This is a genomic window from Flavitalea plasmicola, assembly GCF_030546645.1.
Taxonomy (GTDB): domain Bacteria; phylum Bacteroidota; class Bacteroidia; order Chitinophagales; family Chitinophagaceae; genus Puia.
Map to the genome: position 1 here is coordinate 1,051,413 of NZ_JAUOTO010000002.1, position 14,377 is coordinate 1,065,789.

12 protein-coding genes are annotated in these 14,377 nt (G+C 51.8%); 5 read left to right on the plus strand and 7 right to left on the minus strand.

All coding sequences use genetic code 11. The features are described from left to right. Positions 1-223: 223 nt before the first annotated feature. The 4 genes from Q4E93_RS09460 to Q4E93_RS09475 all read right to left on the minus strand — a co-directional run bounded on the left by Q4E93_RS09460 (position 224) and on the right by Q4E93_RS09475 (position 7,127). Complete coding sequence (locus Q4E93_RS09460) at positions 224-1,582, minus strand: Gfo/Idh/MocA family protein (RefSeq protein ID WP_303584606.1); 1,359 nt, start codon at positions 1,580-1,582, stop codon at positions 224-226. A gap of 159 nt (positions 1,583-1,741) precedes the next feature. Continuing rightward, positions 1,742-2,656 carry a dihydrodipicolinate synthase family protein gene (locus Q4E93_RS09465; RefSeq protein ID WP_303584608.1) on the minus strand — a complete coding sequence of 305 codons (915 nt, stop codon included), beginning with the start codon at positions 2,654-2,656 and terminating at the stop codon, positions 1,742-1,744. Between the two features lie 84 nt (positions 2,657-2,740). Next, a complete protein-coding gene (locus tag Q4E93_RS09470) occupies positions 2,741-5,899 on the minus strand; it encodes an efflux RND transporter permease subunit (RefSeq protein ID WP_303584610.1) in 3,159 nt (1,052 codons plus the stop codon). A 25-nt stretch (positions 5,900-5,924) separates the two neighbouring features. Next, positions 5,925-7,127, minus strand: coding sequence for an efflux RND transporter periplasmic adaptor subunit (locus Q4E93_RS09475; RefSeq protein ID WP_303584612.1), 1,203 nt, complete (start codon positions 7,125-7,127; stop codon positions 5,925-5,927). Between the two features lie 130 nt (positions 7,128-7,257). Between Q4E93_RS09475 and xth the strand changes: the two genes are divergently transcribed. Continuing rightward, the gene (gene xth / locus Q4E93_RS09480) at positions 7,258-8,031 is read left to right on the plus strand and encodes an exodeoxyribonuclease III (protein WP_303584613.1); all 774 of its coding nucleotides are present in this window, start codon (positions 7,258-7,260) and stop codon (positions 8,029-8,031) included. Here the strand turns inward: xth and Q4E93_RS09485 are convergent. Continuing rightward, positions 7,998-8,867 (minus strand): AraC family transcriptional regulator, encoded by an 870-nt coding sequence (locus Q4E93_RS09485; RefSeq protein WP_303584614.1) that lies wholly within the window; start codon positions 8,865-8,867, stop codon positions 7,998-8,000. The genes xth and Q4E93_RS09485 overlap by 34 nt on opposite strands. An 85-nt stretch (positions 8,868-8,952) precedes the next feature. Here Q4E93_RS09485 and Q4E93_RS09490 point away from each other — a divergent pair, with 85 nt between their 5' ends. Together Q4E93_RS09490 and Q4E93_RS09495 are read left to right on the plus strand one after the other, a co-directional pair. Next, positions 8,953-9,954, plus strand: a complete 1,002-nt coding sequence (locus Q4E93_RS09490; RefSeq protein WP_303584615.1) for a zinc-dependent alcohol dehydrogenase family protein — start codon at positions 8,953-8,955, stop codon at positions 9,952-9,954. 90 nt (positions 9,955-10,044) lie between these two features. Then, a complete protein-coding gene (locus Q4E93_RS09495; RefSeq protein WP_303584617.1) occupies positions 10,045-10,293 on the plus strand; it encodes a hypothetical protein in 249 nt (82 codons plus the stop codon). 17 nt (positions 10,294-10,310) lie between these two features. Here the strand turns inward: Q4E93_RS09495 and Q4E93_RS09500 are convergent, their stop codons facing one another. Together Q4E93_RS09500 and Q4E93_RS09505 are read right to left on the minus strand one after the other, a co-directional pair. After that, positions 10,311-10,526 (minus strand): hypothetical protein, encoded by a 216-nt coding sequence (locus Q4E93_RS09500; RefSeq protein ID WP_303584619.1) that lies wholly within the window; start codon positions 10,524-10,526, stop codon positions 10,311-10,313. A gap of 23 nt (positions 10,527-10,549) precedes the next feature. After that, on the minus strand, positions 10,550-11,884 hold the full coding sequence (locus tag Q4E93_RS09505) for a S8 family peptidase (RefSeq protein ID WP_303584621.1): 1,335 nt from the start codon (positions 11,882-11,884) through the stop codon (positions 10,550-10,552). A gap of 95 nt (positions 11,885-11,979) precedes the next feature. On the opposite strand from Q4E93_RS09505, the gene Q4E93_RS09510 reads away from it, so the two are divergent. Together Q4E93_RS09510 and Q4E93_RS09515 are read left to right on the plus strand one after the other, a co-directional pair. Beyond that, entirely contained in the window at positions 11,980-13,083 is a 1,104-nt protein-coding gene (locus Q4E93_RS09510) for an SPFH domain-containing protein (RefSeq protein ID WP_303584623.1), read from the plus strand. 15 nt (positions 13,084-13,098) lie between these two features. Further along, positions 13,099-14,220: a TFIIB-type zinc ribbon-containing protein gene (locus Q4E93_RS09515; protein WP_303584625.1), complete on the plus strand. Its 1,122-nt coding sequence runs from the start codon at positions 13,099-13,101 to the stop codon at positions 14,218-14,220. The last annotated feature ends 157 nt before the right edge of the window (positions 14,221-14,377 follow it).

Here is a 14,377-nt window from a genome sequence, read left to right on the forward strand (position 1 = left end):
TGTTTAAAAGCTGTTATTCTCATATAGGCAAAGCTTTTCCGGGCGGTGATCACACCCGCGATCATTAGCAAACAGACTAAATTATGAGGATAAAATTCTTAGGATAAATTAATGGTCTACGCCAGCCATTTCAATTCAACTAACCGAAATTAAAAATTTAACAGAGAAAAAATATTCAATAATCCATTCAATGTGTATACTTTTTTAACATCCTTCGGTACGCTTAATATTTGAACACTTTTCCATCTGCCATTACTTCCTGCGTATGCTCATCAAACGTTGCCCTGGCGCCAGTCTTCACGGCTGCATTGGTCATAATATTCGCAATGGAATGATAATAGCCGGCCTCTACGGGAGCATTAGGTTGTTTACGGCTCCTGATACATTCCATCCAGTTGCGGACATGGGCCGATGTGTATTCGTCACCACCCGCATTGGCGCGTGTATCGATGGGAGCCATCCTGTCGACCAGGTCCCGTTCGGGCAGCAAGTTAGGGGGCATGCCCATTTCTTTGCCCATGGCCTCGGTCAACCCACCCTTGGGTGAGATCTTGTTGGTGTTGAGGTTCAGCTCGCCGCCGTTGGAATAATAGATCTCGGTTGTTATTTCATCGCCATTATTCACACGGGACATGAATATGACCTGGAACCCTTTTGACAGGTCGTCAGCAGGGCCATAATCAAAGACGGCCGTAGTCGTGTCCCAATTGGTTCTGCCATCCCTCCACGTATAGATGCCGCCGTTGGCCACTACGCTCCGGGGGTGGTGCAGCCCGGTGTACCAATGCACCGTATCGATCTGGTGGGACATCCATTGCCCCGGCTGACCCGATGAGTAAGGCCAGAAAAGACGATATTCCAGGTACTTCCGCGGATCAAAAGACTCGTAGGGCCTGTTCAGCAAAAAACGTTTCCAGTCAAGGTCCTCTTCCCTGCATTTCGCGACCAGGGCAGGCCTGCGCCAACGTCCCGGCTGGTTAACATTCCAGGTGAGCTCCACCGTGGTGATGGGCCCAAATTTGCCTGATGCAATAAAATCCGCTGCTGCCTGGTAATTTTTTCCGCTGCGCCGCTGTGATCCAATCTGTACGATACAACCCGACCGCCGTACGGCCCCCAGGGCCATACGGGCATCTTCCATTGTCTCGGCAAATGGTTTTTCACAATACACATCGCATTTCGCCTGTACTGCCTCCACCGTATGCAATGCATGCTGGAAGTCGGCCGTACTGATAAATACACCGTCAATACTTTTCCTGTCGAACAGCTCGTCGTTATTCCTGCAAGCCTGTACGGCGTGCCCCAATTTGTTCGTAAGGTATTCACGACCTTCCTCTCTGCGTAATTTCCAGATATCGCTGAGCGCGACGATGTCGAAGTTCAATTCCTTATAATGTTGCAGAAAGCTGGGCAGGTGCGCATTCCTGAACCGATCTGAAAATCCCACCACGCCGAGGTTCACCCTGTCGTTGGCTCCGATGATACGGCGATAACTGGCCGCGCTAAGGCCCATCGTTCCCAAATAAGCGCCTGCCGCCGTCAGCGTCGAGCGCTTTATAAAATCCCTGCGTGTTTCGGACATAGCAACAACCTTTGTATCAAAACTATAAAGTTGAAAGCCGCAAAAAATTCGAAATTCTATTTAAAACGTATACTATTTTAACATCCGGCAAAAAAACAACCCGGCCGGTTCCGTTGTTTGGAAGCCTGGCCGGGTAAAAGATAAATTTTCAACTATCTGCTAAATGGAAAGATATTCGGGCAATGCGGGTCTTGTTGCCAGTGCCGTTTCGATTATTTTCAGCGCCTCTTCCCTTTCCTTGCCTGCCAGCTTCAGACGGGGGGCCCGCACAAATTCACTGCCGAAACCTACCTGCGTTTCCGCCAGCTTGATATATTGCACCAGCTTGGGACAAATGTCGAATTCCAGCAACGGCATGAACCAACGGTAGATCTGCGCGGCCTCTTCCACCTGGCCCGCCTTCACAAGCCGGTAGATCGCCACCGTTTCAGCCGGGAAGGCGCATACCAGCCCCGCGACCCAACCCTGGGCTCCCAGCAGCATCTCCTCCATGGCGATCGTGTCCACCCCACACAACACCTTATAACGGTCGCCAAACGCATTGATCATCCGGGTAACATTCGTCACATCCCTGGTAGATTCCTTTACGGCCTGGATATTATCACATTCCTGCAGGTCTTCGAACATGGCCAGCGTGACCTCGATCCTGTATTCCACAGGATTGTTATACAGCATGATAGGCAGATCGGTAGACCGGGCCACCGCCTTAAAATAATCCACTGTTTCCCTGGCATCCGCTTTGTAACGCATGGGAGGTAAAAGCATCAGTCCATCCGCCTTCCATTTCTTTGCCAGCCTTGCCTGGTTGATCGCCTCGCGTGTAGAGCCTTCGGCAATGTTCAGGATCACAGGCACCCTGCCGTCCACCGTCTCAACAGCGGACCTTACCAATATCTCTTTTTCATCCAATGTAAGGGTACTGGCTTCACCCAACGAGCCCGCAAGCACGATCCCGTCCACACCGGCGTCCAACTGGAATTGAAGATTTTTGTTAAACATCGAAAGATCCAACTCATCTCCGGATGTAAAATTTGTCGTCAGCGCAGGATAAACGCCTTTCCAATCTACAGTCATAATAAAAATTTTTCAAAATTATCTCAACTGTAAAAAAATTGCCACCCGTTTTTTAACAAGTAATGGGCTGATATTGACAACTGTCTATTCAGCAGTGTGCACCTCCGCTTCTTCTTCAGCTTTTCTTTTCGAAGAGACTTTTTCCTGCAGGAATTGGAAAATAACAAACAATACCGGTATGATGAACACCCCCAGGATCACACCGGTAAGCATACCGCCTACCGCGCTCCAGCCGATGGAATGGTTGCCCTGTGCCGATGCCCCTTTTGTAAATATCAGGGGGGTCATGCCCACTACAAAAGCAAATGAGGTCATCAGTATGGGGCGGAGCCTTAACCTGGCTCCTTCCAGCGCAGCCTCTACCAGCCCTTTGCCTGCCCGTCTCCGCTGTACCGCAAACTCCACGATCAGGATGGCATTCTTAGCCAACAATCCTATCAGCATGATCAATCCTATCTGCACATATACGTTATTCTGCAACCCGGCAAATCCTACAAAGGCAAACACGCCCAGGATACCAGTGGGCACAGTGAGTATCACCGCCAAGGGAAGAATATAACTTTCGTACTGTGCAGCGAGGAGGAAAAATACAAACAGCACGCTTAATAAGAATACGAACGCCGTTTGATTGCCCGCCCTGATCTCTTCTCTCGTTACGCCGGTGAATTCATAGGCATACCCTTTAGGTAAAGCCTGTTTGGCCGTGGCCTGAACGGCTTTGATCACGTCACCCGTGCTGAAGCCCGGCTTGGGCGTTATATTGATGGTGACGGCATTGAACAGGTTGTTGCGGGTGACCGTTTCGGGACCATACACACGGACAAACTTAGCCACGGAGGTAGCGGGGACCATCCCGCCTGAACTATTCTTTACATAAATACCGTTGAGGGAATTCACGTCCATCCGGTAAGCAACATCGGCCTGCGCCATGACCCGGTAGTACTTTCCAAACCGGTTGAAGTCCGAAACAAAACTACTGCCATAATATATTTGCAGCGTATTCATCAGCTCGCTGATAGACACGCCCAACTGCTTTGCCTTGTCATCGTCCACCTCGATGGTATACTGAGGGTTGCCGGTGTTGAAAGTGGTAAAAGCCGAGCCCACCTCTTTTCGCTGAGACAAGGCCCCGACAAAACCCCAGGCCGTCATACCCAGTTTGTCCAGGGGGCCGCTGGCCCTGTCCTGCAGCATCAGTTCCACACCGCTGACATTGCCGAATCCCTGCACGGTGGGAAAATTTACGAATATGGACAACGCGTCTTTTACCTGACCTGTTTCCCCCATCAATCTGCCGGTGATTTGCGCAGGGTCTTTTGCGGGTCCCCGTTCGTCCCGGGGTTTCAGCCGGCAGAAAACAACGGCATTGGGCGAGGCAAAAGAGTTGGTGACAAAGTTCATTCCGTTTACATTCCATACATCGCTGGATGCCCCATCCCGCAGGGCGATCTTGCTGATGTCATCGGTAGCCCGCGCAGTCCTGGTTAAGCTGCTGCCGGCAGGCGTTTGAGCCACCGCTATAATGAAACCCTGGTCTTCGTCGGGAATAAATCCAGAAGGAGTTTTATTCACCAGTATCACACAGCCTGCGGCGATGATCAACAGGCCGATGATAGGTACCCATTTATGGCGGATGAGGAATTGCAGGCTTTTTACATATTTCCCCGTCATGGCTGTAAAGCCCGTATTGAACGCCATGAAGAAACGGGCGGCCAATCCTTTTTTTCTCCCCCCCTGCTCTGCATGCGGATTTTTCAAAAATAAGGCGCACAAGGCAGGGCTTAACGTCAACGCATTGACGGCGGAGATCAGGATGGCAGTAGCCAGCGTGAACGCAAACTGCTTGTAGAATACCCCTGCAGGCCCCTGCACAAAGCTGACGGGTACAAACACCGCCGCCATCACCAGTGTAATGGAAATGATCGCGCCCGAGATCTCATTCATACTTTCAATGGTCGCTTTCCTTGGCGGCAAATGCTCCCGCTCCATTTTAGAGTGCACGGCCTCTACCACCACAATGGCATCGTCCACCACGATGCCGATGGCCAGCACCAGGGCAAACAAAGTCAGCAGGTTGATACTAAAGCCAAACAAATTCAGGAAGAAAAAGGTGCCGATGATGGCGACGGGCACGGCGATAACGGGTATCAGTGTAGAGCGGAAATCCTGCAAGAAGATGAAAACCACGATCGCCACCAGTACGAAAGCGATGATCAGGGTTTCCTCCACCTGGCCGATGGACGCATCGAGGAATTCCTTGGCATTATACATGATCTTGAACTTCATGCCGCTGGGTAAAGCCGCGTCGAATTCCTTTATCTGGCGCTCCAGCTCCGTGAGGATCTGGTTGGCGTTGGACCCGGGCGTCTGTAAAACGCCAAAGCCCGAAGTAGGATGACCGTTCAGTTTATTGGACGAGATGTAGGTATAGGCCCCGAATTCCACACGGGCCACATCTTTCAGGCGCAGCAGGGACCCGTCATTATTGGCCTTCACCACCATGTTCTCATAGTCCTCATTCCTGTTCCGTTTGCCCTTATATTTGATGACATACTCAAACGATTCGCCACTGTTCTGTCCCAGGCGCCCCGGCGCTGCCTCCAGGTTCTGATCCTTGATGGCGTTTAAAACATCCTGCGGGGAAAGATTATTGGCTATCAGCCTGTCAGGCTTCAGCCAGATGCGCATGGAATAATCCTTCGAGCTGAACACCTGCGCCTGCGCCACGCCGGGAATACGTTGCAGCTGCGGGATGACATTGATCCGGAGATAGTTCTCCAGGAAAAGCTCGTCGTACTTCGTGCTGTCCTCGCTGTACAGTCCCACGAACATGAGAAAGCTGTTCTGTATCTTTTGGGTAGACACACCCGCTTGTATCACTTCCGGCGGCAGCTGGCTGTTGGCCTTCGTTACACGGTTTTGCACGTTCACCGCATTGATATCCGGGTTGGTGCCTTGTTTGAAAAAGATGGTCAGGTTCATGCTGCCGTCGTTGCTGGAATTGGAAGTCATGTAGCTCATGTTTTCCACGCCGTTGACCGCTTCCTCAATCGGAACTGCTACGGTGCGGGCTACCACTTCGGCATTGGCGCCGGGATAAACGGCGGTTACCTGTACGCTGGGAGGCGCAATCTCAGGGAACAAGGTGATAGGCAGGGAAAACAACGACAGTCCGCCTAATAAGAGTAGTATAATGGAGACAACCGTGGATAATACAGGCCGTTCTATAAATCTTCTTAGCATATATCATATTTTGAATGATGTTTGATCAAAGAGGCTTTGCCTTTAACAAACTATCGGTTGAGATCATTTGAGGCGCAATCACCATCCCATCCCTCAATCCGCCGATCATCGTGGTAGCCATAGAGGAAAGCACTATTTTTTCCCCCAGCTTCACACCATCCGACACGAAATAATAGTTCGGGGTCCTGCCGGAAATATTCAGTGGTTTGGTTACGATCTTATTGCTGTCGGCTACCGTATAAACGAACACTTTACCCTGCAGCTCAAAAGTCGCATCCTGCGGGACCACCAATACGGATTTGTACGAAGTAGGTATCCTTACCTTACCCGTACTGCCGCTTCGTAATAACCCTTCCGCATTAGGAAAGCTCGCACGGAACTTAATAGCGCCGACCGTCTTGTCAAACTGCCCTTCTACGATCTCTACTTTTCCCGGATGCGGATAGACGCTATTGTCAGCCAGCACCAGTTGAACGGGCGGCATCTGCTTTACCTTATCGGCAACGGTGTTACCGGCATATTTCTCCTTGAACTGAAGGAAGTCGGGCTCGCTCATTGAAAAATAGACACGCATGTCCTTTGTCTCCGATACGACAGTAAGAGCGCCATCCATGCCTTTGGTGACAAGACTTCCCGTTTTGAAAGGAATGGTCCCCACGTACCCATCGCTGGGCGCCGTAATGGTGGTGTAGTCGAGGTTGATGCGTGCAGTTCCCACCGCCGACTGCGCCTGATCCGCGGCAGCTTTGGCATTATTGTACGCTGCCTGCGCTGACTTCAGCTGCACGTCGGACACTACATTGTGTTCTACCAGGGGCTTGAGCTTGTCTACATTTATCTGCGCATTTTCCATCGAGGCCTGGGCAGCCGCCAGGGCCGCCCTGGCATTGTTCAATTGTTCTTCAAACGGCTTTCTGTCGATGAGAAAGAGAGGCTGCCCTTTATGTACATAAGCGCCTTCGTCCACCTCGATTGCAGTCAGGTATCCATCCACCTGCGGCCTTATTTCAACATCACGTTTGCCCTGCACCGATGCTGTAAAATCCTGATAGGTAGTGGCAGGTAGCGCCACGGCGGTAATTACTGGCAGCGAGGGCGGAGGCATGGCCCCGGTGCCTGCGGCTTCGCTTTTCTCCTTACAACTATTCAAAAGAAAAATGACGACAAGAGAGCGGCCTGCGGCCCTCAACGACCATAAAAAAGGAGGGAGTAATTGAGTGCGTGTCATTTGATAGGCATTTAATGTTCATAATAAATTTAACATTGTTAAACGCTTTGGGCAAAAAAATCTAACATTGTTAGACTTTAGGGTAAAAAGGGCTTTTTATAATATTTGTTACTAATTTGTCTTGAAAGTCATGAAAATAGCTACTTATAATGTCAATGGCGTCAACGGACGTCTCCCCGTGCTCCTTCGCTGGCTGGACGCGTCGGCGCCGGATATAGTCTGCCTGCAGGAGTTGAAAGCGCCCCAGGAAAAATTTCCTGAAAAAGCCATACAGGATGCCGGATATGAAGCTATCTGGCATGGACAAAAGAGCTGGAATGGCGTCGCCATCCTGTCCCGCACCGGAAAACCCAAGGAAGTCCGGCGGGCTTTGCCCGGGGATCCCGAGGATCTGCACAGCCGCTTCATCGAAGCGGTGGTGGATGGCTTACAGATCGGCTGTCTCTATCTGCCTAATGGGAACCCCGCACCCGGGCCCAAATTTGATTACAAATTGCGCTGGTTCGACAGGCTGATCGCCCATGGCGCCGAGCTTTATGCTTCTAAAAAGCCCGTAATCCTGGTGGGGGATTTTAATGTCATGCCCACCGACCTGGACGTGTATAAGCCGGAAAGCTGGAAGGATGATGCCCTCTTCCGGCCGGAAGTGCGTGAAGCCTTTAAAAAGCTCATTTCCCAGGGATGGATGGATGCGCTGCGTCACCTCCATCCCGACGAAAAGATCTATACTTTCTGGGATTATTTCCGAAATGCCTATGGCCGTAATGCCGGCCTGCGCATCGATCACTTTTTATTGAATGCGCCGTTGAAAAAGCGGCTGGTCGCCGCGGGGGTTGATAAAGAAGTGCGGGGATGGGAGAAGACGAGCGATCATGCGCCGGTGTGGATCGAGCTGGCGGATTGAGCTTTACTCCGCTTGAAATCCGACGGATTCACTCCGCGGTATTTCTTAAACATCCTGTTCAGATGGCTCTTATCTGTAAATCCAAACTCGTCGGCAATCTCCGTGACACGCATATGACTGTGTAAGAGCCTGTTCTCCACCAGTTGTAGCTTGTAGCGCATAATATAATCCTGCAAAGTCTCATGGGCATGCTTTTTAAAATAGCGCCCCAGGTAGGTTCTCGAAATGCCAAAGTACTTACTGATGGCCTCCGCCCTCAACTTATCAGGATAATAAATATGGGTCTGTATATATTGAAGAATATCCACCGCCTTTTCCTCGCTGGCCTCATCGATCACATCGGGGAAGACCTGCGAAATATTCCGTGCGATGATCACCAGCAGCGTATTTACCAGCTGCGCTATCAGTTCTTTATGGTACAGATCGTGTTGCAAATGCTCATGGATGATCATTTCCATTAAATGAGTGACGGCTCTCCGGTCGGCCTCCTTCTTTAAGATACACCCCGGCTCATGGCGCGCATTCGGGAGGATCATTTCCAGTCTTGCCGCCAGCTCCTGGTCCTTTTTGGACGACTGCACAAACACATGATTGAATCTTATGAAAAAGAACCGGGAAGTTTGTTCGATCTTAAAAACATGGGTATCATTTGGCGCTACCAGGAACAGATCTCCGGGCTTGTATGCAAACTCTACCTCGTTGATACACTGCCGCCCCGTACCTTCCACAATATAGATCAGCTCGAAAAAACTATGCGTATGCCTGCCCCGGGGACATTCATCCATCAATTCCCGCAGCACCAGCTCAAAAGGCTCACGTAAATGATCTTTGACCATAGTACAAAAGTACAACGAAAACATGTAAAAATACACCTTTTGACTACTAAAGCTCCCGACCTTTGCATTATCAAAAACATCAAGCATGAAAGCGCTCATCCTGGAAAGCTATAACACCTCTTATTTATTAAAGGAAGTCGAAACGCCGGTGGCCGCAAAAGGCCAGGTGCTGGTGAACATCAAGGCCAGCGGTGTCAACCCTCTGGACCTGAAGATCAGGGCCGGACAAGCTGCACACGCCCGCACGCAACTCCCTGCCATCTTAGGCCTCGACATGGCGGGTGTTGTAGCCGCCGTGGGTGAAGGAGTGACCCGGTTCAAGCCCGGCGACGAAGTTTATGGCATCACGGGGGGTGTTGCCGGCATACCAGGCACCCTGGCCGAATACGCGGCAGTTGATGCAGACCTGCTGGCGATGAAGCCTGCCAACCTCACCATGCGCGAAGCCGCCGCCGTACCACTGGTCTTTATCACTGCCTGGGAAGGATTGGTGGACAGGGCCAGGGTGCAGGAAGGACAGACCGTGCTGGTCCATGGCGGTGCAGGTGGCGTGGGACATGTAGCAGTACAGCTCGCCAAAGCCCATGGAGCCAAAGTCTACACAACCGTTAGCCCCGCAAAGCGCGCACTCGTTGAAAGCTACGGCGCTATCGCCATCGACTATACGGCCCTTTCCGCGCAAGACTACATACAGGGATATACGAACGGTGAAGGCTTCGATGTTGTATTCGATACCCTGGGAGGCGTCACTCTCGACAGTTCCTTCCTGTCTGCAAAAAGATACACGGGTCACGTAGTGAGCGCGCTTGGTTGGGGTTCGCACAGCCTGGCGCCGTTGTCTTTCCGCGGGGCCACTTACTCCGGTATTTTCACGCTCTATCCGCTGATCTCCGGCCGGGGCAGAGCGCATCATGGTGATATCCTGCGACAGGCGACGGCACTGATAGAAGCCGGAAAGCTACGGCCATTAACAGACGGGCAACCCTATACGATGGAAAGTATTGCTGATGCTTATACTGCGATCGAGCAAGGCACTGCCCGTGGGAAAGTCGTCATCGATATTGCCTTTTCGGGACTTAAAAAGTAACTATTTGGGAGTTTTTGATAGAGGAAGACGGATATTTTATTTCTTTATGTCATGGTAAACCGTGATCCTCGTTATCACCTTGTCCAAAGTATGTATGAGAAGGGACATGTAAGGTCCTTTAATGATATTTTCCGGTATGTTCCCAAGACCGTCGTAGCAAAGAACCTGGGAACCAAGGTCGATCGTTTTACCAAGCTGATGAAAAGAGTGGAAAAGTTTACGTTGGAAGACATCGTCATGATCGGCACATTCTGTGATATGAGCCTGGACGTCATGACTGAGTTATGGAAGGAAGAATATCGCAGGCAAAAGGAGGCAATTCCCGATCGCCCGATTTGACAGGGCCCTGCTTCCTCTCAACGTCCGCCTGACGCCCGCAAATGCCGATCCCGCTCCACAGATTGGATCCCCTTGATCTTTAGCTGTGCCAGGGGCATACGCCGGCTGGACCCGGTGATCACACCCGGGATCCGCAGGATCTGTTTGACCTTGATGCCCATTTTTTCCAGGGACTGTGCAATCTCCTGAATATTAGAGCGTTGATTATCTTCTACTTTAGCTATAAAATCCATCTTCTCAAAGATACAAATTTTCCTCAGCGTACATAGACCAATCCCCCGCCCACTTCCGACGCCGGCAAGGAAAGCCGCCGAGCCTGCTGGATCAATTTTACCCATATGTCTCCTGCTCCCGCCTGCGGATGTTGCTCCCAAAGCAAGGCAGCGACTCCTGCTACAAAGGCAGTGGCCATAGAAGTACCGGATTCGCGGCGATATCCTCCGCCGGGCCTGGCGCTCAGGATATGATCTCCCGGCGCCGCAATATCCACCTGGCCGCCGGCCAGGTCCGTACCGGCACAGGAGTAATCCGCCACTTGCATATCCTGTGTTAAAGCTCCCACTGCCAGGACAGATGGGCAATTTGCCGGGTGGTTGACCGATGCCACCAATCCTTCGGAATGATCGCTTTCATTGCCCGTAGCAGCTATCAGCAGACAATTGTTTGCCATAGCGATCTGTGCCACCTGCTCAAAAACAACGGAATGGCCCTGCCCCTCTTCCGCCGGTGCGCCGAAAGACATGGAGATCACCTGGCATCCTTTCTCCAATGCCCATTCGATACCGGCCAATGCCTGGCCATCTGTTCCTTCGCCTGCATCATCCAGGATCTTCCCGATGTATAACCGCGATCCGTAGGCCACTCCATAACGGGCTCCGTCCCTGCCTTTCCTGCCGCCCCCCGCGATCCCGGCGCAATGGGTCCCATGCCCCTCCTTGTCCTTTGCCTGTCGTGTACCTACAAACGACCTGCGATGCAAGGTCCTGCCGGTGAAATCCGGATGCGTAAAATCAAAGCCCGTATCCAGGACAGCTATCTTCACACCTTTCCCGGTGTAACCATTGTGCTGCACATTGATCGCATGTATCCCCCAGGTGGCGACGGTAGTATCTTTCAATGTGGCCCCCTTTCCTTTACCTTTCGGAGCAGGGTGCAAAGCCCGCAGATATCGTTCCGGCTCGCCGGACAAAAAAGGGCTGTTACGCAATGCCTGCAGTTGCTGCAGCGGGGCGATGCCAGCTTCGTTGACGACAGCGATCCTTAATTTCTCAAAAATGATCCCATCGGCTTGCCGTAGCGCCTGCTCCAACGAGCCATCTCCGCTGTCCGACGTCGTAATAAGCTGCAATCCTTTTGTCTTTGCCAGCCGTATCACCGACGCCGCGCTGACCTTCGGGTCCAGACGCACCAACATGCGTCCCGTAAAGCGCTGTTCTTTCACCGGCCGTGAGCTCCTGTCCGCCGGCGCTTTGCCTGTCGATACCTTGTCTCCCGGCGCCTTCACAACCGGCGCCTTGACTGCCGTCGGGGGGACGGCCTGTTTTTTTGCTGATCTTTCACTTGCTTTTATAGGGTTCTTTTTTGCAGCCATAAGGATACTTTTTTTTCAGAAGCTCCACGCAATATATTCTTTGTTGCAGGCTTAACCAATAAATATTAATTTCACTTCATCATAAAATTTGAACTATGGGACTTTTTGATAAGATACGGAATGAATTTATAGATATCATAGAATGGGTGGATACTTCCAGCGATACCATCGTATGGAAATTCCCCCGTTATCATAATGAGATCAAAATGAATAGCAAGCTCACCGTGCGTGAATCGCAGTGGGCCGTATTCATGAACGAAGGCGCCATCGCGGACGTCTTTACACCGGGCATGTACACGCTTACCACCCAGAACATGCCCATTCTCACCACGCTCAAAGGATGGAAATACGGTTTCAACAGCCCTTTCAAGGCAGACGTATTTTTCGTCAGCACCAGACAATTCATCAACCAGAAATGGGGCACCCGTAATCCCGTCATGCTCCGTGATGCGGAATTCGGCCCTGTACGTCTCAGGGCTTTCGGAAGCTTTGCTTTCCGCGTTAAAGATCCCGGCGTATTCATAAAGGAGATAGCCGCTACCAACCCTGAATTTTCGGTGGAAGGCATCAACGAGCAGCTGCGCAACCTCGCCGTCTCCCGCGGTATGGATGCGATCGCGGAAGCAAAGATCCCTGTGCTCGATCTGGCTGCCAACTATGATGAGGTGTCGGCAAAGATCACCGAGAAGATCAGGTCTGAATTTAATGAGCTGGGACTCGAGCTTACCAAGTTCCTCATTGAAAATATCTCCCTCCCTCCGGAAGTGGAAGCAGCGCTCGACAAACGCAGCAGCATGGGCATCGTGGGCAATCTTGGCGCATATGCACAATATCAGGCAGCCAATGCCATGGAAGAGGCCGCAAAAAATCCCAATGGGGGTCTTGCCGGCGCAGGCCTCGGCGCAGGGTTGGGAATGGCCATCGGCGGACAGGTAGGCAATGTCTTTCAAAACAATACCGTCCAGGGTAATGACGGTCCTCCGCCACTCCCTGGCGCCCTGCCCTTCTTCGTCGCCATCGACGGCAAACAGGCCGGTCCCTATACCATCGATCAGCTGACACAGCTGGCGGCGGCAGGCACGATCAACCAGCAAAGCCAGGTCTGGAAAAAAGGCATGCCCGCATGGGCAGCCGCCAACACCGTCCCCGACCTGTCCACCATATTTAACAACGTACCACCACCTTTGCCCGGCGCTTAAAATCCCTTAAAAATAATGTCTCAGGCTGAACAGACCGAACAGACCGTCGCCTCTAACTCGACCCTGCAATGCAATAGCTGTGGTGCTACCCTGCATTTCGCACCAGGTACCCATCACCTCCAATGCACGTATTGCGGCTCTTCCAATGAGATCGCCGATACCGCCGCCGGGCCTGTTATCTCCTTTGATTACCATGACTTCATCGCACAGCAATACGGGGGAACCACCGCACAGATGGCCAAAGTCGTCTCCTGTAAGAACTGCGGCGCCTCTACCACGCTGCCCCCGGAAGTGAATTCGGACAATTGCGCCTTCTGCGCCAGCCCCCTGGTGATCAGCGACGCGAAAGACCAGCAGATCCTGAAGCCACACTATATCTTACCCTTCCTGGTGCCGCAGGCGGAAGCCCTGCAGAGTTTTCGCACCTGGCTCAAACGCCTCTGGTTCGCCCCATCCGACCTTTCCAAAATGGTGAGCGCGGATGCCCGGCAGTTCAAAGGCATCTACATCCCTCATTGGAGCTATGATGCAGACACCACCTCGCAATACTCCGGCAGCCGCGGAGATTACTATTACACCACGGAAACCTATACGGAAACAGTGAATGGAGAAGAAGTCACCCGCACCCGCGAAGTACGCCACACTTCCTGGTTCCCTGTCAGCGGTGTGGTGGGCAATACCTTCGACGACATCCTTATTTCCGCCAGCAACTCCCTGCCGCAAAATGTGGCCAACCGGCTGGAGCCCTGGCGCCTGGAATCGCTGGTACACTATAATGAACAATATGTCAGCGGATTCCGGTCGGAACTATTCCAGATTGACGCCGAAAAAGGGCTGGAAGTGGCCAAACAACGCATGGAGCCTGTCATCCGTCATTCGATCATCAACGACATCGGCGGAGATGAACAGGTCATCGACGGTGTCGACACCAGCTACAGCAATCTTGCGCTGAAATATATCCTGCTGCCCGCTTGGATCAGCGCCTACAAATACAACAATAAGCTGTATCATTTCACGGTGAATGCCTGTACGGGCGAAGTGGTGGGCGAACGGCCTTATAGTGCGGCGAAGATCACGCTGGCTGTGATCGTGGGGATTATTTTGGTTATCTTAATTATTATGGGATTGAGTAAATAACCTGGACCTGACGGTCCGGGAGGTTGTTTAGACTCTAATTTATTGCGCCCGCAAGCGGGCGCGGGGTTTATTTTTTTGCCTTTGGCAAAAAATAATAAACCCCCGTAGACACGGGGGTCGTAACCAAAACTAACTGCTTATGAGAAAATTGTCAAAT

Excerpts from the sequence above, each read along its gene's own strand:
- Q4E93_RS09460 (WP_303584606.1), bottom strand. The coding sequence starts at position 1,582 with ATGTCCGAAACACGCAGGGATTTTATAAAGCGCTCGACGCTGACGGCG.
- Q4E93_RS09465 (WP_303584608.1), bottom strand. The coding sequence starts at position 2,656 with ATGACTGTAGATTGGAAAGGCGTTTATCCTGCGCTGACGACAAATTTT.
- Q4E93_RS09470 (WP_303584610.1), bottom strand. The coding sequence starts at position 5,899 with ATGCTAAGAAGATTTATAGAACGGCCTGTATTATCCACGGTTGTCTCC.
- Q4E93_RS09475 (WP_303584612.1), bottom strand. The coding sequence starts at position 7,127 with ATGACACGCACTCAATTACTCCCTCCTTTTTTATGGTCGTTGAGGGCC.
- xth (WP_303584613.1), top strand. The coding sequence starts at position 7,258 with ATGAAAATAGCTACTTATAATGTCAATGGCGTCAACGGACGTCTCCCC.
- Q4E93_RS09485 (WP_303584614.1), bottom strand. The coding sequence starts at position 8,867 with ATGGTCAAAGATCATTTACGTGAGCCTTTTGAGCTGGTGCTGCGGGAA.
- Q4E93_RS09490 (WP_303584615.1), top strand. The coding sequence starts at position 8,953 with ATGAAAGCGCTCATCCTGGAAAGCTATAACACCTCTTATTTATTAAAG.
- Q4E93_RS09495 (WP_303584617.1), top strand. The coding sequence starts at position 10,045 with ATGTATGAGAAGGGACATGTAAGGTCCTTTAATGATATTTTCCGGTAT.
- Q4E93_RS09500 (WP_303584619.1), bottom strand. The coding sequence starts at position 10,526 with ATGGATTTTATAGCTAAAGTAGAAGATAATCAACGCTCTAATATTCAG.
- Q4E93_RS09505 (WP_303584621.1), bottom strand. The coding sequence starts at position 11,884 with ATGGCTGCAAAAAAGAACCCTATAAAAGCAAGTGAAAGATCAGCAAAA.
- Q4E93_RS09510 (WP_303584623.1), top strand. The coding sequence starts at position 11,980 with ATGGGACTTTTTGATAAGATACGGAATGAATTTATAGATATCATAGAA.
- Q4E93_RS09515 (WP_303584625.1), top strand. The coding sequence starts at position 13,099 with ATGTCTCAGGCTGAACAGACCGAACAGACCGTCGCCTCTAACTCGACC.